This window comes from Aeromonas sp. R2-4, assembly GCF_040908365.1.
GTDB lineage: Bacteria > Pseudomonadota > Gammaproteobacteria > Enterobacterales > Aeromonadaceae > Aeromonas > Aeromonas veronii.
This window is the reverse complement of the sequence record NZ_JBFODO010000006.1, coordinates 1-21423: the sequence shown is the minus strand read 5'-3', so window position 1 is coordinate 21423 and position 21423 is coordinate 1. Positions and strand designations below refer to the sequence as shown.

Sequence of the window (21423 nt, the reverse complement as noted above, 5' to 3'; positions counted from 1 at the left end):
CAGATGAAAATAAGTTAGCCGAGTCCTGAGCCTTCCCAGCCCAGTTCGATCAGCCCCTTGGCGACAAAACCCGCACAACCCAGAAACAGTACCAACCAGACGATAAAACGACCGAAACGGGGCACGTTGCCGCGTTTGAGCACGTCCTGAATGGCCAGGCCAATCAATATGAAAATGGCCACAAAGAATAACTTGAGGCCCAAACTTTCGATCAGGTCGATATGTTCACTTAGCATGGATTGCGCACACTCCTTATGACGGGCGCACTATATCACAAAGGATTTGAAACTGTTAACCGCCTGTCGACAGGAAATCCACAACCAATTTGTTGAACAGAGCCGGTTTTTCCGCGTGCAACCAGTGGCCGGTACCCGCGATGACACGCACCTTTGCCGCCGGGAATTGGGCCAGTGCCGTCTCGCTGTATTGGGGCTGCATGTAATCGGAATCCCCCCCCTTGATAAAGAGCACTGGCCCCTCGAAGCGATGCTCATCCGCTGGCCAGCCCATGATGTTGGCGTAGTTCTCCTCAAGAGCAGGCACATTGAAGCGCCAACCCCAGCCATGCTCGCCTCTGGCGAAGGATTTGAGCAGAAACTGGCGCACTCCGGCGATCTCGATGTGCTGCGCCAGCATGGCTTCCGCTTCACTGCGGCTTTGCGGAGGCGTGCGCAGCGTGGCGTTGAGTCCGGCGAACACATTCTGGTGGCGGGAGTGGGGATAGGCGACCGGCGCCATGTCGGCGACGACCAGACGGCTTACCCGCGCTGGCGCCAGCTTGGTGACCTGCATCCCTACCTTGCCCCCCATCGAGTGGCCTACTATCGCCGCCTGATCAAGCTCAAGGTGATCCATCAGCGCGAGAATGTCGGCCGCTTGCGCCGGATAGCTCATCTCGCTGCTATGAAAGGAGGCGCCGTGGTTGCGCAGATCGACGCTGATGACCCGGTACTGTTCGCAGAGGGCACGGGCCAGCAGGCCGAGGTTATCGAGGCTGCCAAACAGGCCGTGGATCAGAATGACCGCCGGGCCCTGACCCTGCTCCTTGAAGTTCAATATGCTGTTTTGTTGCAAAATGACACCTTGTCGGTCGTGGGTGCGTATCGCTGTTTTATTTAACGCACTGGAAAGAAAAGGATTTCGTCCAATGGATTGGGATTTTATGTGGTTTTTTTTCTAAAAAATCCCGTCCGGATCGGCTATCAGTGCGGCTGATCACACACTTGGCCCGCTATTATGCCGTATTCTCGATGAGATTCATGTACATCTGCCAGCCCCTTGCTTGGGCTGTCGGGTTTGCCTATGTATAATCGCCGCATCCGAATTTCGACGAGTCCAGCGCATCCCTATGAAAACCATCGAGCTTGATGACGATCTCTACTTCTATATCGCCAGCCAGACCCGGCACATTGGTGAAAGTGCCTCCGATATCCTGCGCCGTCTGCTGGAACAGCCTGCTCACCAAGGTGTGCCGGTTGCCGAGCCCGTTGCCGTCGCGCAGCCCAGTGCGGTAGCCACCCAACAAGGGCTGCAAGCCCTGCTCGATTCTGGTGAGCTGCAAAAGGAAGAGAAGTCCATCAACCGCTTTATGCTGGTGCTGAGTACCCTCTACCGGGATAACCCGGAAGGCTTTACCCAGGCCACCGAAATCAAGGGGCGCAAGCGCGTCTATTTCTCGCAGGATCCCGAGGCTCTGCGTGCCAGTGGCAGCACCACCAAGCCCAAGCCGGTACCGGAGACCCCGTTCTGGGTGATCACCAACACCAACACCAGCCGCAAGCAGAACATGGTGGCCCAGCTGATGGCCAGCATGGGCTATGGCGAAGAGGTGATCGCGCAGGTGTGTGGCGCCATTTAACGATTCTTCAAGACTCAGGCCTTGCCCGGCAAGGCCGCCATTACGCAAGGAAAACGCCATGGCTCAGCATTCCCACGCCGGTCAACCGGCCCGTTTAAGCGACCTGACCAACATCCCCCGTCTGGTCAGCGCCTACTACCTCAACAAGCCGGACATGAGCCGCCCCGAGCAGCGGGTGGCCTTTGGTACCTCCGGCCACCGTGGCAGCGCCCTGCACAGCGCCTTTACCGAATCCCATATTCTGGCGGTGACCCAGGCCCTGGTGGAGTATCGCCAGCAGGCCGGCATCACGGGCCCGCTGTTTGTCGGTATGGATACCCACGCCCTGTCCGAATCCGCCTTTGCCAGCGCCGTCGAAGTGCTGGCGGCCAACGGCGTTGAAACTCGCATTCAAGCCGGTATGGGCTTTACCCCGACCCCGGTCATTTCGCACGCCATCCTGCGCCACAATGCCAGCAAGCCTGCAGCGCGTGCTGACGGCGTGGTGATCACTCCGTCCCACAACCCGCCGGAAGATGGTGGCTTCAAGTACAACCCGCCCCACGGTGGTCCCGCCGAAGGGGAGATCACCAAGTGGGTCGAGGACCGTGCCAACGCGATCCTGGAAGCGGGTCTGGCCGGCGTGAAGCGCATGCCGTTCGCTGAGGCGCTCAAGAGCCCGTTCGTGGTTGAGCACGACTATGTCACCCCCTATGTGGATGATCTGAAGAACGTGCTGGACATGGACGCCATCAAGAATGCGGGCATCAAGATCGGTGTCGATCCGCTGGGCGGCTCCGGCGTCGCCTACTGGGACGTTATCGCCAAGACCTACGGCCTGAACATCGAGGTGGTGAACTACAAGGTCGACCCGACCTTCTCCTTCATGACTCTGGATAAAGACGGTAAGATCCGGATGGACTGCTCCAGCCCGTTCGCCATGGCGAGCCTGATCGCCCTCAAAGACAAGTTCGACATCGCCCTTGGCAACGACCCTGACTACGATCGTCACGGCATCGTCACCAAGTCCGGTCTGATGAACCCGAACCACTATCTGGCGGTGGCGATCCAGTATCTGTTTACCCATCGCACCGGCTGGTCTGCCGATGCGGCCGTTGGCAAGACGCTGGTCTCCTCGTCCATGATCGACCGAGTTGCCGGCGAGATTGGCCGTACCCTGAAAGAGGTGCCGGTTGGCTTCAAGTGGTTCGTGGATGACCTCTACAGCGGCGAGTTCGGTTTTGGTGGCGAGGAGAGCGCTGGCGCCTCCTTCCTGCGCAAAGATGGCACCGTCTGGACCACCGACAAGGATGGCTTCATTCTGGCGCTGCTGGCGGCGGAAATTCTGGCGGTCACCGGCAAGGATCCGCAGGCCCACTACGACGCACTGGAAGCCAAATTTGGCCGCTCCAGCTATCGCCGTATCGACGCTCCAGCCAACAGTGCCCAGAAAGCGGTGCTCTCCAAGCTGGATCCGGCACTGGTAGAAGCCTCAACTCTGGCTGGTGAGCCCATCATCGCCAAGCTGACCAAGGCGCCGGGCAACGATGCCGCCATCGGCGGCCTCAAGGTGGTGACCGAGAACGGCTGGTTCGCGGCGCGCCCCTCCGGCACCGAGTCTATCTACAAGATCTACATGGAGAGCTTCAAGGGCGACGCGCACCTAGATCTGATCCAGCAAGAGGCCCAGCAGATCGTCTCTGCTGCGCTGGCCAAGGCTGGTGTATAAGCCACCTTCAAGTCACTGACCGCTGACTAAAAAGAGGAGCCGCAATGGCTCCTCTTGTTTATGCGCGGATTGAGGTGGTCTGGTGTTTACGCCTCGTTACAGATCCCTGTACTCGCTCGGCGGGCTTGCCAACGTTTGAAGAAGGGGCGTGCTGGCAGCTTCATCAGGAACAGTGAGAGCAGGATCACCCCGATGCCGATCCACCGGCTGACATCCAGGGTTTCACCCACCATCAATACCCCAAGCGACACGGCCATCATGGGATTGGTGAGGGCCAGCATGCCCATCACCTTCGGGCCGTGGTGCTTTAATCCCCACAACCAGGCCCAGTAGCCCAGCGCGGTGTTGAGCAGGATCAACCAGAGCAATCCCGGCGCACTGGCCGGATCCGGTAACGGCATTGGGCCAGCTAGCCACCAGGCGAGCGGGATCAGCATCAAGCCCCCAAGCAGCAATTGCCAGGCGGTCAGCGCCAGCAGATCGTTTACCGGCCAGTGGCGCATCCAGCGGCTGGATTGGCCGATCAGCACGGTGGCCAGCATGGCGCATGCAACTCCGACAGGATCCAGATTGGCAGAGGGGTTGAGCAACAGTAATACCCCAGCCAGCCCCATCAATCCCAGCAGTAGCCATTTCAGGCTTGGTCGTGTGCCATCTTGCAACCAGGCCAGTAGCATCAGCACCAGCGGCAGGGTGGCACCAAGTGTACCTGCTACTGCCCCCGGCAGCCGGAAGGCCGCCACAAACAGCAAAGCGAAGAAGGCGGCAATGTTGCAAAACGTCAACAGGAACTGCTTGCCCCAGGGCAGAGGCGGCATGCGCGGATGCAACAGTAACAAGAGCAGCCCGGCAGGCAGTGCCCGCCATACGGCAACCCAGTAGGGTGAGTAGTCAGTCAGGTAGAGGCTGACGACAGCATAGGTGCTGCCCCACAGCAGTGGAGCCAGCAAGGCGATCAGCATTGGCATTATTTATCTCTTCATAAAGTATCTTTAAGTGAAGATAAGTTAGCGCCAAATTGATTTATCATCAAGTATCTCGATATAAAGATAAGTGGTTGGCGATGGAATCAGATCATGTAGACCTGCTGCTGGCTCAGTGGGCCCGGCAGCGACCGGATCTCGACTGTTCTCCTATGGGGGTGCTTGGTCGGGTAGCCCGGATGGCGGCAATTGCCGGTCGTGAGGTGAGTGAAGAGCTCAAGGAGTGTGGCCTGCTTGGCACGGACTTCGACATTTTGGCGACCCTGCGTCGGTCGGGTGAGCCACTGACGCCGACAGTGCTCTACCAATCGGCCATGTTGAGTTCGGGTGCCATGACGGCTCGGCTCGACAAGCTGGCCGAGCGGGGACTGATAGAGCGGCAAGCGGCGCCTAGCGATCGGCGCAGCCTGCTGGTCTGCCTCACCGAATCGGGCAAAGCGCTTATCGACCGAGCGGTTGAGCTGCACGTGGCCAACGAGCGTCGCCTGCTGGCGCCACTGACCGAGGCGGAGCAGGCTCAGTTAGCGGCACTGCTCAAACGCTGGTTGCTGGAAAACGAATAACAAAAACGGGCCAGCAGGCCCGTTTTTGTTGGCAAATCAGTGCTTGACTCAGTAACCGCCTTTGGCCTCTTTCACCGCCAGCCCCAGCTGCCACACCGCCATGGCGTAGTGGGTGCTGTGGTTGTAGCGGGTGATGGTGTAGAAGTTGGGCAGACCGTACCAGTATTGGTAGCCGGTGCCGACATCGAGGCGTAGCAGGCTCGACTCGCTGTGGTTGCCGAGGGTGCTGGTGGGCGTCAGCCCTGCGCGGCGTAGGGTGGCGACCGGGTAGCGGGTCTGGAAGCCATGCTCATAGCCGGGCAGTTGGCCCTGACCGCGCACCGCAACCGGTTGGCCTTTCTCCCAGCCGTGGGCCTTGAAGTAGTTGGCGACGCTGCCGATGGCATCTACCGGATCCCACAGGTTGGTGTGGCCGTTGCCATCAAAGTCCACCGCATAGCGCTGGAAGCTGGAGGGCATAAACTGGCCGTAGCCCATGGCGCCTGCATAGGAGCCCTTTGGTTCGGTGGGATCCATCCCCTCGTCGCGGGTCATCACCAGGAAGGCTTCCAATTCGCTCGTGAAGAACTCGGCACGGCGCGGGTAATCAAACGCCAGGGTGGCCAGCGCATCCAGAATGCGGGTCTTGCCCATCACCCGGCCCCATCTGGTCTCGACCCCGATAATGCCGACGATGATCTCCGGCGGCACCCCGTAGATCTGCTCCGCCCGGTTCAGCTCGCTCGCGTATTCACGCCAGAAGTTGACGCCGTTCTGTACGTTGTCGGGGGTGATGAACTTGGCGCGATAGCGGTTCCAGGCGCCGGTCGGACCGGTGGGCTTGGCGGTGGTCGGCGCCTGGGCATCCATCAGGCGGATGATCCAGTCGTAACGCTCTGCCTGTGCCAGCACCTGATGCAGCTGGGCGTTGTCAAAACCGTGCTTCTCGACCATCTTCTGGACGAATCGGTCCACGTTGGGGCGATTGGCGAAGTCCCCCTTGCTAACCCCTTGTGTATAAACGGGTTTGCTCGATGGTGCCTGATTGATAAAGGCGCTCTTGGGTTGGGGGACGACCACGGGTTTTGGCGCTGGGGCGCTGCTGCAGCCACCGAGCAGGGGGAATAACGACAGAGTGAGAAGAGAGGCAAGGCGACGCATAGGGTTCTCAAAGAGACTGATAAAAGTGCCGTCATGGTAAAACATTGTCATCCCCGTGCAAGTGTTCCGTGTGCCTTGTTTGCCGCCAATTCATCGTGCGATGGATTAGCCCTTCTGTGAGGGCTGTGCTGTTTATGGCTGGGGGGGACGCAGGGTGTGGTAACCGCTCCAGAGCCGGGTCAGGGTGGTGATGGCGCAGAGCAGGGCAAAGCCGTAGGCGAGCGGGGCGAAGGCGGCGGGCCACAGGCACATCAGCACAAAGAGGGCGATGGTCTCGCTCCCCTCGGTGAGGCCGCCCAGATAGTAGAGGGATTTGTGGTGGTAGACCGGATTGTCGATGCCCCGCTTGCCCGCCATGATGGCAAACGCCAGAAAGCTCGACCCTGTGCCCATAAAGGCAAACAGCAGGGTGGCGGCGGGTAGCGCATTGGCGGGGGCAGCGAGGGCAAAGCCCAGCACCACGGCGGCGTAGAAGATAAAATCCAGCGTGATGTCGAGAAAGCCGCCGCAGTCGGTGATGCCGGTTTCCCGCGCCACGGCGCCATCGAGCCCGTCCAGCAGCCGGTTGAGCAGGATGGTCGCTAGTGCCCACTGATAGCTGCCAAAGGCCAGCAGCGGCAGCGCCAGCATGCCGATGGCAAAGCCGATGAGGCTCACCTGATTGGCACTGATCCCGGCACGGCAGAGCGGTTTGGCAAGCTGGGTGAGAGGGCTGCGGATCACGGGGATCAGATGGCGATCAAACAAGGGGAACACTCCTCGGTTAACAGTGGCATTCGGTGAGGTTAAGTATGGTGCCCGGCGCGTCTTCCGCATCGTGGGTCACCAGGATGGCGGGGATGGCCAGCGCCTTGATCTGCGCGAACACTAGTTCGCGAAAGGCGGCCCGCAGCGGCTTGTCGAGGCGGGAGAAGGGCTCGTCCAGCAGCAGGGCGTCGGGTTCCGCCAACAGTGCCCGCAGCAGGCTGACCCGCGCCCGCTGCCCCCCTGACAGCAGCTGTGGCAGCTTGTCAGCCTGATTTGCCAGTGCGACCTGCGCCAATGCGGCCAGTGCCTTTTCCCGCCGCGCACGTTTTCCCTTGATGATCGCAGGCATGCCGAACATCAGGTTCTCCGCCACCGTCAGATGGTCGAACAGCAGGTCATCCTGAAACAGCATGCCGATGCGCCGTGCTTGCGCAGGCAAGGTGTTGAGTGGCCGCTCGCCGAGCCTTATCTCTCCCTCCAGCCGGATCGGGCCGCTATCTGTCTGCGCGCCGGGTAGTACTCCGGCCAGCCCCGCCAGCAGGGAGCTTTTACCACAGCCGCTTGGCCCCATCAGGGTCAATACCTCGCCGGGTGCCACCTGCAGGGCAGGGAGCGAAAGCAGCAGATGTTCATCAAGGTAAAGTCGAAGAGGCGTGGTGCTCAGCATATGGCTGTTTCCATCGTGAGAGTTCATCGTTGGCCGCTCCCCTTGAGCGCCGGATTGATCCGCGCTGGCAGCCCGAGCGCCAGCAGATAGATAATGAGCGGCAGCAGCAGCTGTAGCAGGCCGTAAAGTCCCGCCAGCCGCCGGTTGAGGCCGCTGCCGATGGCCACCGCTTCGGTGGTGATGGTGACCACCCTGCCTGCGCCAAAGAGCAGGGTCGGCAGGTATTGGGCCAAGCTCACCGCAGCCCCTACCGCAAAGGCAAACAGCAGCGGGCGCGCCAGCAGGGGCGCTTTGACCTGCCACCAGGCTCGCCACGGCGTGGCCCCCAGCAGCAGAGCGCTTTGGGTGATCCGCTGATCGAACTGGCGATAGGGGCCGTGCAGGCAGAGATAGACATAGGGAAAGACAAACAACAGCTGGCTCCAGAGCACCCAGCCCCAGCCAATGCCGCTGCTTATCGAGTCATGTGCAAGCCAGTCCAGCCCGAGCCGGATGCCAAACAGCAGGCTCGCCTGCGGCAGCAACAGCGGCAGGCAGATAAGCCAGAGCGGCCAGGGGCGGCGGCCGGCTTGTGCCTCCAGACTCAGCACCGCCATCACCAGTGCCAGCAAGCCGCTCGTCAGCGCCAGCAGCGCGCTGGTTGCCAGCAGCGGCAGCAGGCTTGGCAGTAGATCCAGCCAGTAGTGACTGCTCCACTGGCTAGGCCAGAGGGCGGGAAAGGGCCAACGGCGCGCCAGTGACCAGAGCAGCAGCGCCGCCAGCACCGCCAGATTAAGGGTGATCAGAGTGAGTGCAGAGCCTGCTGCGAGCCGGTTGGCAAAGAAGTGGGGCGCTGCTCGTTTGCCATCGAGCCAGCAGCCTTTGCCCACCTCTTGATGAAGCCACTCCAGTAATCTGAGCATGGCGATCAGCAGCGCCGTGATGGCGAGCAGCAGCAGGGCGCCGCTGGCGGTGGCACCGCGCCAGAGCAGATCCGGGTCCTGATACCAGAGCCACAACCGCACCGCCAGCGGGGCGGGGGTGTCAGGCCCGAGCAGTTGGGCGAGATCCACCACCGCCACACCATATGCCGCCACTGCATAGATGGGTAGGCGCAGGGCGGGCCAGAGCGCCGGCAGCAGCAGGCGCCACCAGATCTGGGGGGCGCTGAAGCCGAGGCTTGCCCCCAGCCACTGCTGGCGTGCCAGCAGGATGGGTTGCTGCGCGGCCATCGCCATCAGCAGCAAAAAGGGGGTCTCTTTGAGAACGAGCAGTGCAATCAGCCCGAGCCCCCAAGGGTCGCGAATGGTCTGCCAATCGGGAGGTAGTTCAAACCCGGTCAGCGCTGGCGAGAGGAGTCGCAGCAGCCAGCCGGAGGGGGCGAGCAGAAAGGCAAAACCGATGGCAAAGGCGACGTGAGGCATGGCCAGCATGGGCGAGAGCAGGTGACGGAGCAGCCCGAAAGCCCGGCTGTCGCTGTGGGCCAGCAGCAGGGCGGTCATCAGCAGGCTGCCGAGGGTCGAGGCGGTGCCAATCCACAGGCTCAGCGCTGCTGAGTGCCATAGGCCAGGCTGGGCCAGCAGCAAGGCGAGATGAGAGGAGTTCATCCCCTCCGCCAGCAGTTGCCACAACCCCGCCAGCAGAGGGATGACGAAGATCGCCAGATAAATAACCGCCATCCCCGCACTCATAGTGGGGTGGCGTGTCAACCGGCGCCACGGTCGGGAGCGGGAAAGCGGGTGACCAGCGGCACTCATCAGTGACCGTAACGCTCGGCCCAGGCGGCTTCGAGCCTGAGCTGCCAGCTGGGGTGAGGCTCGGCTACCGCTTTGAAGCGCAGTGCCGGTTGCCCCTTGGCTGAATCAGGCAGCGCATCGGCCCGCAGCACGCTGGGATCACCCCAGAAGGCCGGATTGGCCTTGCGCGCCTGAGCCGCAGGGCTTAGCAGGAAGTTGGCTACCACCTTGGCCCCCGCGCGGGCGTTCGCGTTGAAGGGGATGGCGAGAAAATGGCTGTTGGTGAGCGCCCCTTTTTTCATGGCGACCGCTTCCACGCTGGGGGGCAGGGCGCCAATCTGGGCGGCGCTTTGCGCCTCCTGAGGATTGAAGCTGATAGCCATGGCCAGTTCGCCATCATCGAGCAGCTGGCGGGTTTCGGCGGCGCTGGTGGGGAACAGTTTGCCCTTGCGCCAGAGTGCCGGATGCAGCTCATCGAGCCAGGCCCAGAGCGGGGCGGTGATCCTTATGAACTCGGCATCGGTCGCCTCCCGATAGAGGGGCGCGGGGTCTGGCGTCAACTCCAGCAGGATCTGCTTGAGAAAGCTGGAGCCATGGAACTGGGGCGGCTTGGGATAGGTGAAGCGGCCGGGATGGGCCTTGGCCCACGCCAGCAGGGCTGCTGCTGAGGTGGGCGCTCTGGCGACCTCTTCGGTGTCGACCATCAGATTGAGCTGGCCGATGCCCCAGGGGGCTTCCAGCCCTTCTACCGGCAGGGTGAAGTCCTCACTCACCGGCAGGCTGCTGTCTACCAACGCCATGTTGGGGAGCTCGGCGGTAAAGGGAGCGCCGAGCAGTCCCTGCTCCTTGAGCGCCTTGAAGTTCTCGCCGTTGACCCAGAGCAGATCGATGGGGCCGCCAGCTTGCTTGCCCGCCTGCTTGTTGGCCAGCAACTGGCTGACGCTCTGGGCGATGTCATCCACCTTCACCTGCACCAGTTTGACCTGATAGTCGCGCGCCAGCTCCTGCCCGGCCCACACCAGATAGGCGTTGATCTCCGGGCTGCCGCCCCAGGCGTTGAAGTAGACGGTCTGTCCCTTCGCCTCCTCAAGGGTCCGTTGCCAGTTGTCATCAGGGCTGGCTAACAGCGGGCCGCTGGCCAGCAGTGGCAGGGCGCACAGCAGGGCGTTTAGCCGCTGTTTGAGCTGTGAGTTGAGTTGTGAGAATGGCTTGAGCATAAATGTTTCCCTGATTGTCAGGCGCCACGGCGCCAGCGGTGATAACGAGCCAGCAACGCCAGCACCCGGGTGGGCTGGTGGGCCCGTTTCCATTCACCTGCCACGTATTTGTTCCCCTCCATCAGGGTGGGATAGGCGTGAATGGTGCCGAGGATCTTGCCTAGGCCGAGGCGGTGACGCATGGCGAGCACGAACTCGGCGATCCGTTCACCGGCGTGAGTGCCCACTATGGTGGCGCCAAGGATAGTATCCTTGCCCGGCACGGTCAGCACCTCGACAAAACCGTGGCGCTCCCCATCGGCAATGGCGCGATCCAGCTCGGCCAGCTCAAAGCGTGTCGCCTCGAAGGGGATCACCTGCGCCTCGGCCTCCTTGCGATTGAGGCCGACCCGGGCAATCTCCGGCGTGGTGTAGGTGGCCGCCGGAATGACCCGATAGTCGGCCCGAAAGCGCTTGAACTGGCCAAACAGGGCATTTACTGCCGCATACCAGGCCTGATGGGCGGCAAAGTGGGTGAACTGGTAAGGGCCCGCTACGTCTCCCACTGCCAGTATGCTGGGGAAGTTGGTGGCAAGAAAACCATCGACCGCTAGGGTGCCGCGGGGGGCCAGCTCGACTCCCAACTCTTCGAGCCCGAAGCCGCTGACGTTGGCGACCCGACCCAGTGCCAGCAGCAGTTGATCCCCTTCAACCACTTGTGTCTCATCGCCCCGGCGCAGTTGCAGCCGGATGGGTAGATCCCCCTTGGCTGCGGGCAGATAGTCGGCTCGTTCGGCGTGCCAGCCGGTGAGTAGCCGCACGCCATCGCGGCTCATTTGCCCGGCAAGGGCGTCGGCTACCTCTCTATCTTCGCGGGGCAGCAGTTGCTCCGAGAGTTCCACCAAGGTCACGGGAATGCCGAGCAGGGCGAAGCTTTGGGCCAGCTCGCAGCCGATAGGGCCACCCCCCAGCACCAGTAGGCTGCGCGGCGGGGTGCGCAACTGCCAGAGGCTATCCGAGGTGCGGTAAGGCACCTGATCCAGCCCCGGCAGCTTGGGCACCAACGGTCGGGCGCCGGTGGCGATAACGATATGGCGGCTGGCGAGGCGCTGGCCGTTCACTTCTACCTCCCAGGGGGAGACCAGCCGCGCCTCCCCCTCGATGCACTCCACCCCAAGCCCCTGATAACGTGCGATGGAGTCGTGGGGCTCGACCTCCTTGATAACTTCAGCCACCCGCTCCATCACGGCGGCAAAATCGGCGCGGGAGTGGCTTGGGCTAAAGCCCAGCTCGTCGGCTTTACGCTGCTCTGCGGCAAAGCGGGCGCTGCGGATCAGCGCCTTGGAGGGGACGCAACCGCTGTTGAGGCAATCGCCCCCCATCTTGTGCTTCTCGATGAGCGCTACCTTGGCCTTCACCGCTGCCGCGATATAGCTGGTGACCAGCCCACCGGCACCTGCACCGATCACCAGCAGGTTGTAGTCATAGCGAGCGGGTTTACGGTAAGGGGCGAGCAGGCGCCGCTGCGCAAGGTGTGTGGTCAATTTCTTGACCAGCCAGGGCATCAGCCCCAGCAGGGTCAACGCGACCATCAGGCCGGGGGAGAGGATATTGCCGGTGCTGGTCAACTGGCCAAGCTCGCTGCCCGCCAGTACATAGACGAAGGTGCCAGGCAGCATGCCAAGCTGGCTGACCCAGTAGTAGGTGCTGACTCTGATGGGGGTGAGCCCCATCAGCAAATTGACCAGAAAGAAGGGGAAGATGGGGATGAGGCGCAGGCTGAGCAGATAGAAGGCCCCCTCCTTCGCCATGCCGGACTGAAAGGTGGCCAGCTTGTCGCCAAAGCGCCGCTCGACCCAGTCACGCAACAGAAAACGGGCGCTGAGAAAGGCCAGGGTCGCGCCTAGGGTGCTGGCAAAGGAGACCAGCAGCAATCCCCAGGCGACGCCGAACACCGCGCTGCCACCCAGGGTGAGCAGGCTGGCGCCGGGCAGGGAGAGGGCAGTGCTCAGCACATAGATAAGCACGAACAGCAGGCTGGCCGAGACAAAATGGCTGTCGACCCATTGCGCCACTGCCGCCTGCTGGGCCTGCAAGGTGTCCAGGCTGAGGTAACGACCGAGATCGAGGGCAAAAAAGGTGCCGATAAGGCCCCCCATGACCAGTGCAAGCAGCAGGCGGGTCCGGTTCATCAGGCGTCCTTGCTGTCTGGCTGGGCAGGGCGTTCCGGCTGCACCGGCAGCTGGCAGAAGCCCTGCGGCGCGATATCGAGGGCGGCGTTGAACTTGGCCGACATGTTCTGGAAGGCGATAAGGCCGGTCAGTTCCACCATGGCATCGTCATCGAACCAGGGCTTGAGGCGGGCCGCCTGTTCATCGCTCACCCCATCGAGGCCAGTCATCGCTTCTGTGTAGTCGAGCACCGCTTTTTCCCGCTCGTCGAACAAGGGGCTTTCGCGCCAGTTGGCCAGCGCCTCCACCTTCTCGCTGGAGCCGGCTCTCTTTACCAGGGTCATGGCGTTGATGTCGACGCAAAAACGACACCAGTTGAGCTGGGAGACCCGCACCGTCACCAGCGAGCGCAGCACGGGGTCGATGGGGGAGCGCTTGCGGTTGATGACGCCGTAGAGGGTGGCGACGGCGGCAAAGAGGCGCGGCGAGCGGCCCCAGCACTTGCCCGGAATAAGCACCTGACCATAGTTGCGCTTTTGCAGCCAGAAAAAGGGGCGGATAAACCAGGCATATTCCCGGTCGGGTTTGACCTCAACGCGCATCAGTTACCTTCTTGTTGTTTCACTCTTACGGTTTCAAATTGGGTTTGTAGGCCTGACCGAGGCGCTCGTTCAGGCGGGTCAGGAAATCCTCGATCCGCGCCCGGTTGGTGCCCAGATCGCTTTGCCCCTGACGGGAGGCTGATCGCATATCGATGCGGGTCTCTTTGGGGCCAGCAAAGACCCGCAGCGCCACATCATCCTGAAAGCCGAACCAGCCGGTGGTAATCACCGCATCCAGACCGTCGGGGCTGGGTCGTACCTGCCAGCCCAGCTCCTGCATCAGCTCGTTGGCTTCAATCAGCACTTCGGCAGGAGAGGCCCTGGTAAAGAGAGGACCGGGTTTTGCCTCAACTGCTTTCAGCGGGGCGCTATTAATTGGCAGATCCTGCGCCGTTCTGAGCTCTGCCGCCAAGCGTAGCTGGGGGGGATTGTAGGGATCTGTGCTCACATCGTTGATCAGCGGCATCCGCAGCGCCTGTGCCACAAATGTCAGGGGCAGCAGTAGCGGCAAGGCGCCAAGGCTGCTGGCGTAGCGGTTGCGGCTCCAGGGCAGGCGTACCAGCAAGATCAGGGAGATAAGGGCTCCGATGAGACAGATCGCAAAACCGATCCACCAGGGCCAGAGATGAAAGCGGCTGCCGAGGGCGCCAGCGAGCGGGAGTAACCAGGCCAACAGGGGCCACAAGCAAGAGCAGGGCATAGCACGGGATCCATCGTCGAATGTGGACAATGCCGAGAAGGATAAACTTAATTGCCTGATAACGTTAGTAAATTGATGCGAGTCTGGCGTGGTTTTGGCCAGTTTTGCGAGGGAGATGCACAGATCGGTGAAGCCCGCCTGACGGGAGCTTCACCGAGAAAATGGTCAGTTGCGATGACTTAGCTGCGATAGAGCACTTTGATCAGATGGAAGCCGAACTTGGTGCGCACCGGCCCCAGCACCTTGAGCAGTTCACCCTTGAAGACGGCATCGTCGAAGGGCTTGACCATATCCCCTTTATTGAACTCCCCCAGATCGCCGCTGCGTTTTGCAGAAGCGCAGGTAGAGAAGCGCTTGGCCATCTGGCCGAAGTCGGCTCCCTTCTCGATCTTCTCCTTGATCTCCAGACACTGTTTTTCGGTCTTGACCAGAATGTGCTGGGCACAGGCTTTTTTCATCGGGGCGCTCCTGGGAGTGATGGCGAAGGTTGTTAACGCCAAGGGTGGTAGCAAATCGGGGCGCAAGAGTACCCCAATTTGCCACTGGCGTCAGCCATCACAGCTCGCCCTTTATCGGCCGTATTATTGGCGAGCGCGGGTGGCCAGCATGGCGCGGGGACGCGCTTGCCAGATGGTCTCCAGCCCGAGCAGGGCGTAGAGGCTCCAGATGGCCAGCGGATTGAGCCACTCACCCCCCAGTTGCAGGGTCATCAGGGCGCAACCTGCCAGCAGCAAGGTGATCCCCGGCAGCCGCCAGTGGATGGGCAGGGGGGCCAGCATCGCCATCGCCAGCAGAATGCCGAGGCCAAACGGCAGGTTCAGGGCAGTAAAGGCCAGCGCCTGTTGGCCACGCATACCGGTCAGCAGGGCCAGTAGGGCGCTGCAGCAGGCGAGAAAGGTGATGAACTCGAGACGATCGGCAATATAGTCAGCCATCTGTTCGCTACGTGCATGCATGATGTGTCTCCTTCAGTTGATGGTTCAAGTGTGAGGGAGGGACGTTCGCAAAGGCAGCGGGATAATTCGATTGCGCTGAACGAGCAATTCTTAATCACCCGCTACGGCGGGCTTTGGCATGTGCCGGGCCTGTTAAACGGTGAGGGGGGGGCTATGCCGACAAACTCTGTCGTGGTGGGTTTCTGGTGGTAAAGAGAGGGGGAGAGGTGACAAATGGTGCCTGACGACGAAGTGAACCTTGTTCAGAGCGGGTCAGTTCGCTCCCATCGGGAAAGCGGGCGGCGTCATTGTCACCAAAATGTGTGATTTGTGGTCAACCTCTTAAAAGATATGGCGAATTTGCCAATGGCACCGCGCTGTCGATGGCCGATGCCTATGTTAGGATAAGGTTCGCCATTTTTCTGGCGCGCATTTTTGTGTCACGGCCATGCACGGCATGGTGTGCTGCGCCGCATTCGGGGTTGGCCCGAAAGGGCGCTGGTTTCCTTCACCACAGATTCAGGAATATTGACCTTTGACAGGATGCATTTCATCCCTGCTGGCAGGGCGTTCACTGTCCGGCCCTGCGTTTCGCCGCGGCCTGCGGGTACTGGGGGTGGGCCTGTTGCTGTCGCTGCTGGCTTCGCCCGCGTTTGCCGCCAAGCTCACCTATCAGGTCAAGGGGTTGAAAGGGGAGAACAAGGATAACGTTGAAGCCTACCTCAATGCCCTGCCGGTCTATCAGGAGCGGCAATACCGCCCGGCCCGTGCAAAAATTACCGAGAGCGTGCAAAAGGCGCTGCAGGTATATGGCTACTACCAGCCGAAAATCACCCTGAGTCGCGACAAGAAAACCCCGTCCAAAGTGGTGATTGAGGTGGATAAAGGGGAGCCGGTCATCGTCTCCCGCCTCGATATTCTGCTGGAGGGGGATGCGGGCAGCGACGAGCTTTACAGCGCCCTGCTGGACAAGTTGCCCCTCAAAGAGGGCGAGCCCCTCAACCACGCCAAGTATGAATCCATCAAGGCCGATCTGGGCAGCCTCGGGCTGGCCCGCGGTTACTTTGATGCCAAGCTGAGCAAGAGTCAGGTCAAGGTGTTCCCGGACAAGGGGACGGCAGAGATCTTTATTCTGTTCGAATCGGGCCATCGCTACCGTTTTGGCGAGATCCGCTACGATGCCACTCCCGAAGCGCTTCACCTTATTCGCCCGCTTATCAACATCAAGAGCGGCGACCCCTATCTCGCCATCCGTCTGGCCGAGATGTCGCAGGATGTCTCCTCCACCAAGCTGTTCCGTCAGGTCGATATCAAGCCGGTATTGAGCGAAGCGAGCAACTATCGGGTTCCCATCGCGGTGACGCTGGATAACCGGGTCGATCACGAGATCGAGACCGGTATCGGTTATGCCACCGACGTAGGACCGCGGATGAGTGCCACCTGGGAGAAGCCCTGGGTCAACCGCTACGGCCACCGCCTGTTTGCCACCGCCAAGGTGTCGGCGCCGGAGGCAGAGCTCAGCTTCGACTACCAGATCCCGGTGGGTAACCCGCTGCGGGACTACTACTCCATCCAGACAGGCTACCAGTACAAGGACAACAACGATACCCGCTCCGATCTCACTACCATCGGTGTGCACCGCTGGACGCGACGGCCGGAGAGCTGGGATCGGGACGTCTTTATCCGGCTGGAGAACGAGATCTATACCCAGGGTGCCGACGAGGGGAACAGCTTGCTGCTGATCCCTGGGGTCTCTTGGTCCCGACTGCGGGTGCGCGGCACCCTGGTGCCCGATTGGGGGGATCGCCAGCAGCTGACGCTGGAGTTCTCAGACCCCAGATGGGGCTCCGACATCAGCTTTATGCGGGTGTGGGGGCGCAGCAAGTGGTTGCGAACTCTTGGCGATAACCACAGATTCCTGATGCGGGCCGAGCAGGGGGCCATCATAGGTGACAGCTTCTCGCTGGTGCCGCCGTCCTTGCGCTTCTTTACCGGTGGCGATCAGACGGTGCGCGGCTTTGGTTACGAGAGCATCTCCCCCACCGGGCCGGATGGTAAGCTGACCGGTGGCCGCTACACCAGCGTGGCCAGTCTGGAATACAACTACCGCTTCAGCGAGAAGTGGCTGGGGGCCATGTTTGTGGATGGCGGCACCTCCACCACCGATTACAGCGAGCCCTGGAAAATAGGTACCGGCGTCGGTGTGCGCTGGGTCACCCCCATCGGTCAGGTCAGGCTGGATCTGGCGGTCGGGGTATCGGAAGAGGACAAGCCCTTGCGGCTGCATTTCGCATTGGGGCCTGAATTATGATGTTGTCTAAACGCTTTTTTCTTTGGCCGCTGCGGCTGTATCTTGCGCGGGGGTCTGCATTGTGATCTGGCTAAAACGTATTTTTCTCTGGCTGATGGGGCTGGTGTTCCTGCTGCTCATCGGTGTCAGCCTGCTGGGCTTTACCCATCAGGGCAACAAGTGGTTGTGGCAACAGGCCAAGGGAGCGCTGCCCTCCCTCAAGGGAGAGCTGGTAGCCGGTCAGCTTGGCTATGGCTGGACCCTGGAAGGGGCAGGCTGGCAGGATGAGCTGGTGGATGTCACGGTGGATCGCGCCGTGCTCGACTGGGATCTCGGCAAGTTGCTGCAGGGCAAACTCTGGATCAAATCGCTTGAAGTGACTCATCCGGTGGTGAAGGTGGCCGACTCGGAGCCTGCACCGGAAGAGCCTTCCGAACCCTTTGTCTGGCGCCCGCTGCCACTCAAAATTCAGGTCGACAGCCTCAAGGTGGCCGATCTCGATCTGGCTGTGCCCGGCGTGGCCGTGACCCTGGGATCCCTCGATATCGGCGCCACCCTCAACCGCAAGGGGCTGATTGTACGCGGCCCGGTGCTTGATAACCTGACGGTGACGCTGGATGACGCGGCACCCGCCAGCGCAGCCAAATCTGCCAAGCAGCCGGCCGCTAACGAGAAGCAAGCCGGTGCTGCGGTGGCGCGCAACGACAAGGCCAGCGCCGAGACAGCCAAACAGGGCAAAGGGGCGCCAGCTGCAAATACGGCAAAGGCTGCCCCCATTCTCCTGCCCGCCATTCATCTTCCTTTCCCCATCCAGCTGGAAGGGGTCAGCGCGACCCGGGTGCAATATAAGCAGGGCGAGTTGATCGAAGGGCTCGACAGGCTGCTGCTCTCGGCCACTGCTGCCGACGATCGCATCGAGGTGCGCGAGCTCTCGCTGCGCCATGCCATGGCCGATCTGGCGCTCAAGGGGCACATCCAGCTCAGTGACGACTACCCGCTGGCGGTGACCCTGGATGCCAAGGCCCGCAAGGGGCTGCTGGATGGCGAGCTGCAGGGTGAGCAGGCCACGCTGGCGCTGAGCGGTTCGGTCGGCAAGCTGGGGCTGGCGTTGTCGGCCAAGGGGCCGGTCGCCGCCAGTCTCAAGGGCTCGCTGGCCGCCCTCGACCCGGATCTGCCTTTTGATGTGGCCCTCGACTGGAAGAGCCTCGGCTGGCCTCTTCACAAGCCTGCCAAAGATGAGCCGAGCTATCGGCTGGACAAGGGGAGCCTGACCGCCAAGGGCAAGCTCTCCGGCTACCAGTTTGCCCTCAATACCTCCGGCAAGGGGACCGATGTCCCCCCCTTCAAGCTTGCGCTGGACGGCAAGGGGGATCTGGAGCGGCTCAGCAAGATCGCCTTGCAGCTCAACGCTCTCAAGGGAGAGCTCAAACTCGATGGCAAGCTCGCCTGGAACAAGGGGATCGAGTGGCAGGGAACCACCATGTTCAAGGGGATCAATCCGGCCGAGCTGCTGCCCGAGCTGAAAGGGACGCTGGCCGGTGAGCTGGAGAGCCGTTTCGTGATGAACGAAGCGGGCCACTGGGAGCTGAAACTGCCCAAGCTCAAGGTAGATGGCAAACTCAACCAGTACCCGCTGGCCCTCAAGGGGGAGTTCAGCGGCAACGACAAGATGGAGTGGCAGATCCCGGCGCTCTCGCTGCAAAGTGGCCCCAACCAGTTGCAGGCCAAGGGCAGCATCAGCACTGCCCAATGGAAGCTCGATGCCAACCTGCAGGCTCCCCAGCTGGGGGGTATCTATCCCGGCCTGAAAGGGGATATCAAGGGACAGGTGAAGGTCAGTGGCAATCAGCAGACGCCAAAAATCGATGCGGATCTGGCCTCCGACCGGCTCTACTATGCCGGCACCGACCTGAAGGGTATTAGCCTCAAGGGCAATGCGGTGATCGGCGCCAAACCGGCCGGTGAGCTCGCGTTGTTGGTGGCGCAGCTGAAACAGGGCGAAACCAAGCTCAGCCAGCTGGCCCTGAACCTCAGCGGCGATATCAGTCAGCATCTGTTGACCCTGACCATGAAGGGTGACCCTGTTGCGGCCAACCTCAAACTGGGTGGCGGCGTGCGGGGGGATCACTGGCGCGGGGCGCTCTCCGAGTTGCGGCTGAAAACCCCGCTGCGCCGTTGGGACTTGAGCTCCCCCTGGGCACTGGATCTCGATCTGCCGCGTCAGCGGCTGGCAATGGGGGATCTCTGCCTCGGCTCCCAGGGGGCCAGCCTCTGCGTCAAGGGGAGTCAGGTCTCCGCTGCACAGGGCACTCTGGAGTTTGCCCTGAGCGAGTTTGATCTCAAGCGGCTGCGCCCCTGGTTGCCGGACAACTTCCGCTGGCAGGCGATGCTCTCGGCCGATGGGCGTGCCAGCTGGCGTGGCAATCAGCCTACCCTGCATGCGGTGGTGCGCACCACGCCGGGCACTTTTGTGGCAGATGGTCTAAAGACCGACTATCAGCAGCTGGCACTGGCCCTGGATTTCGAGCGGCAGCAGGCGGCCATTCGCCTCGATTTTGCCTCCAAACAGATCGGCAATATCGATACCGATCTGCTGATCAGGGAGCCTGCCGGTCGCGGTCTGCTCGGTGGTCAGCTCAAGTTTGACGATCTCAAGCTCAATACCTTTGCGCCGCTCATCCCTGAGGTGCGCTCCCTGCAAGGGATCATCTCCGCCGATGCCCGCTTCGACGGCACCCTGGCGGCGCCCCTGCTGTTTGGCCAGCTCAACCTGCGTGACGGTGAAGTGCAGACCCACTCCGACATGGTGACCCTGACCAAGCTGGTGACCCGCCTCAAGATCGAGGGCAACCGCGCCGAGCTCGATGGCTCCATGCTGGTGGGCAAGGGGCCGCTGGCGTTGGGCGGCTGGCTCAGCTGGGCCAAGATGCCGGTCAGCGGCAGCCTCACCATTCAGGGCAAGGATCTGGAGGCACAATATCCGGGCATGGGCCGGGTCAGAGTCTCGCCCGATATCGCGGTGTCGCTGGGGGAGGAGACCCGGATTACCGGTCAGGTGGATATTCCCTGGGCGCGCATTCTGGTCAAGAGCTTGCCGGATTCGGCGGTGGCGGTCTCCGATGATGTGACCGTGGTCTATGACGATCTGCCCCCTGCTCCCAAGCAGGCAAGTCTGCCGCTGGCGATGAAGGTGGCGATCCGCCTTGGCAACGATGTGAAGCTCGATGCCATGGGGCTGAAGACCGATGTCTCCGGTGGCCTCAATATCCGTCAGGATCCCGAGAAACCGCTGGCTGGCAATGGCCAGCTGGTGCTGACCAACGGCCGCTTCAAGGCCTATGGTCAGAACCTCATCATCAAGGAGGGGCGGATCCTCTTCTCCGGTCCGCTGGATCGGCCCTTCCTCAACATCGAGGCTAACCGGGATCCCGATACCATCGAGGGTCAGGTGACGGTCGGGGTGCGGGTGACCGGCCCTGCCAGCAAGCCTGAGATCACTGTCTACTCCGAACCGCAGATGGCGCAGTCGGAACAGCTCTCCTATCTGCTGCGTGGCAAAGGGTTGCAGACTGGCGGTGAGGATGGCGGTTTCAACGGCCTGCTGGTGGCCGGAGCTGTGAATCAGGCCAACGGTGTGGTGTCGAGTATCGGCGAGTCGCTGGGGATGAGCGATGTCTCCCTCGATACGGCGGGCAGTGGCGACAACACCCAGGTGACGTTGTCGGCTTATCTACTGCCGGGCTTGCAGTTCCAGTACGGGGTCGGGGTCTTCAGCCCCATCGCCGAATTCAAGCTGCGCTACGAGGTATTGCCACGGCTCTATCTGCAGGCGATGAGCGGGGTGGCTCAGGCGGTCGATATCTTCTATCGCTTTACTCTGTAACGCTTCATCCCGTAACAGGGCTGATATGAACCTAAACGGGAGGCGCAGGCCTCCCGTTTTTTATTGCGCAATCGGCTGCAGGCACTGGCGATAAGGGACTGGAGGGCAGAGGGAGAATGGATTGCGGCGGGCCATAAATGCGAAAACCCGGCGCCAGGCCGGGTTTTCTAAATGATGGTGGAGGGAGAAGGATTCGAACCTTCGAAGGCAGAGCCGTCAGATTTACAGTCTGATCCCTTTGGCCGCTCGGGAACCCCTCCACGGG

The 21423-nt window shown here is 61.6% G+C and carries 18 protein-coding genes and 1 tRNA gene; 5 read left to right on the top strand and 14 right to left on the bottom strand.

The genetic code is table 11. The features are described from left to right. Positions 1–14 precede the first annotated feature (14 nt). Both AB5Z05_RS02785 and AB5Z05_RS02780 read right to left on the bottom strand, forming a co-directional pair. Entirely contained in the window at positions 15–236 is a 222-nt protein-coding gene (locus AB5Z05_RS02785; RefSeq protein WP_005334296.1) for a DUF2788 domain-containing protein, read from the bottom strand. 55 nt (positions 237–291) lie between these two features. Beyond that, positions 292–1056, bottom strand: coding sequence for an alpha/beta fold hydrolase (locus tag AB5Z05_RS02780; RefSeq protein WP_368150079.1), 765 nt, complete (start codon positions 1054–1056; stop codon positions 292–294). Positions 1057–1348: 292 nt separating this feature from the next. Between AB5Z05_RS02780 and seqA the strand changes: the two genes are divergently transcribed. Beyond that, positions 1349–1858, top strand: coding sequence for a replication initiation negative regulator SeqA (gene seqA / locus AB5Z05_RS02775; protein WP_005334292.1), 510 nt, complete (start codon positions 1349–1351; stop codon positions 1856–1858). A 58-nt stretch (positions 1859–1916) separates the two neighbouring features. Further along, positions 1917–3566, top strand: a complete 1650-nt coding sequence (pgm, locus tag AB5Z05_RS02770; RefSeq protein ID WP_368150050.1) for a phosphoglucomutase (alpha-D-glucose-1,6-bisphosphate-dependent) — start codon at positions 1917–1919, stop codon at positions 3564–3566. 86 nt (positions 3567–3652) lie between these two features. Here pgm and AB5Z05_RS02765 read toward each other — a convergent pair whose 3' ends face one another. Beyond that, complete coding sequence (locus tag AB5Z05_RS02765) at positions 3653–4534, bottom strand: DMT family transporter (protein ID WP_368150049.1); 882 nt, start codon at positions 4532–4534, stop codon at positions 3653–3655. Between the two features lie 95 nt (positions 4535–4629). On the opposite strand from AB5Z05_RS02765, the gene AB5Z05_RS02760 reads away from it, so the two are divergent. Continuing rightward, on the top strand, positions 4630–5112 hold the full coding sequence (locus tag AB5Z05_RS02760; protein WP_005334289.1) for a MarR family winged helix-turn-helix transcriptional regulator: 483 nt from the start codon (positions 4630–4632) through the stop codon (positions 5110–5112). A gap of 48 nt (positions 5113–5160) precedes the next feature. On the opposite strand, the gene mltB is transcribed toward AB5Z05_RS02760, so the two are convergent. The 10 genes from mltB to AB5Z05_RS02710 form a co-directional block, all read right to left on the bottom strand. Continuing rightward, positions 5161–6252, bottom strand: coding sequence for a lytic murein transglycosylase B (gene mltB, locus AB5Z05_RS02755; protein WP_005359418.1), 1092 nt, complete (start codon positions 6250–6252; stop codon positions 5161–5163). Positions 6253–6384: 132 nt separating this feature from the next. Further along, entirely contained in the window at positions 6385–6999 is a 615-nt protein-coding gene (locus AB5Z05_RS02750) for a CDP-alcohol phosphatidyltransferase family protein (RefSeq protein WP_236563082.1), read from the bottom strand. Between the two features lie 16 nt (positions 7000–7015). Continuing rightward, entirely contained in the window at positions 7016–7666 is a 651-nt protein-coding gene (locus AB5Z05_RS02745) for an ATP-binding cassette domain-containing protein (protein WP_368150078.1), read from the bottom strand. Positions 7667–7689: 23 nt separating this feature from the next. Continuing rightward, positions 7690–9324, bottom strand: a complete 1635-nt coding sequence (locus AB5Z05_RS02740; RefSeq protein WP_368150048.1) for an ABC transporter permease — start codon at positions 9322–9324, stop codon at positions 7690–7692. A gap of 77 nt (positions 9325–9401) precedes the next feature. After that, positions 9402–10598, bottom strand: a complete 1197-nt coding sequence (locus AB5Z05_RS02735; protein WP_368150047.1) for an ABC transporter substrate-binding protein — start codon at positions 10596–10598, stop codon at positions 9402–9404. A gap of 17 nt (positions 10599–10615) precedes the next feature. After that, the gene (locus tag AB5Z05_RS02730; protein ID WP_368150046.1) at positions 10616–12769 is read right to left on the bottom strand and encodes an FAD-dependent oxidoreductase; all 2154 of its coding nucleotides are present in this window, start codon (positions 12767–12769) and stop codon (positions 10616–10618) included. Next, on the bottom strand, positions 12769–13350 hold the full coding sequence (locus AB5Z05_RS02725; protein WP_021231092.1) for a carboxymuconolactone decarboxylase family protein: 582 nt from the start codon (positions 13348–13350) through the stop codon (positions 12769–12771). The genes AB5Z05_RS02730 and AB5Z05_RS02725 overlap by 1 nt, the downstream gene beginning before the upstream one ends. 25 nt (positions 13351–13375) lie before the next feature. Beyond that, on the bottom strand, positions 13376–14050 hold the full coding sequence (locus AB5Z05_RS02720) for a DUF1499 domain-containing protein (RefSeq protein ID WP_368150045.1): 675 nt from the start codon (positions 14048–14050) through the stop codon (positions 13376–13378). A gap of 179 nt (positions 14051–14229) precedes the next feature. After that, positions 14230–14508, bottom strand: a complete 279-nt coding sequence (locus AB5Z05_RS02715) for a peptidylprolyl isomerase (protein WP_368150044.1) — start codon at positions 14506–14508, stop codon at positions 14230–14232. Between the two features lie 123 nt (positions 14509–14631). Further along, on the bottom strand, positions 14632–15006 hold the full coding sequence (locus AB5Z05_RS02710; RefSeq protein ID WP_368150043.1) for a hypothetical protein: 375 nt from the start codon (positions 15004–15006) through the stop codon (positions 14632–14634). Between the two features lie 514 nt (positions 15007–15520). Here AB5Z05_RS02710 and AB5Z05_RS02705 point away from each other — a divergent pair. Together AB5Z05_RS02705 and AB5Z05_RS02700 are read left to right on the top strand one after the other, a co-directional pair. Next, positions 15521–17296 carry an autotransporter assembly complex family protein gene (locus tag AB5Z05_RS02705; protein WP_005334265.1) on the top strand — a complete coding sequence of 592 codons (1776 nt, stop codon included), beginning with the start codon at positions 15521–15523 and terminating at the stop codon, positions 17294–17296. Between the two features lie 61 nt (positions 17297–17357). After that, positions 17358–21158 carry a translocation/assembly module TamB domain-containing protein gene (locus AB5Z05_RS02700; protein WP_368150042.1) on the top strand — a complete coding sequence of 1267 codons (3801 nt, stop codon included), beginning with the start codon at positions 17358–17360 and terminating at the stop codon, positions 21156–21158. A 175-nt stretch (positions 21159–21333) separates the two neighbouring features. On the opposite strand, the gene AB5Z05_RS02695 is transcribed toward AB5Z05_RS02700, so the two are convergent. Continuing rightward, a tRNA-Tyr gene (locus AB5Z05_RS02695) sits at positions 21334–21418 on the bottom strand. Positions 21419–21423: the final 5 nt, after the last annotated feature.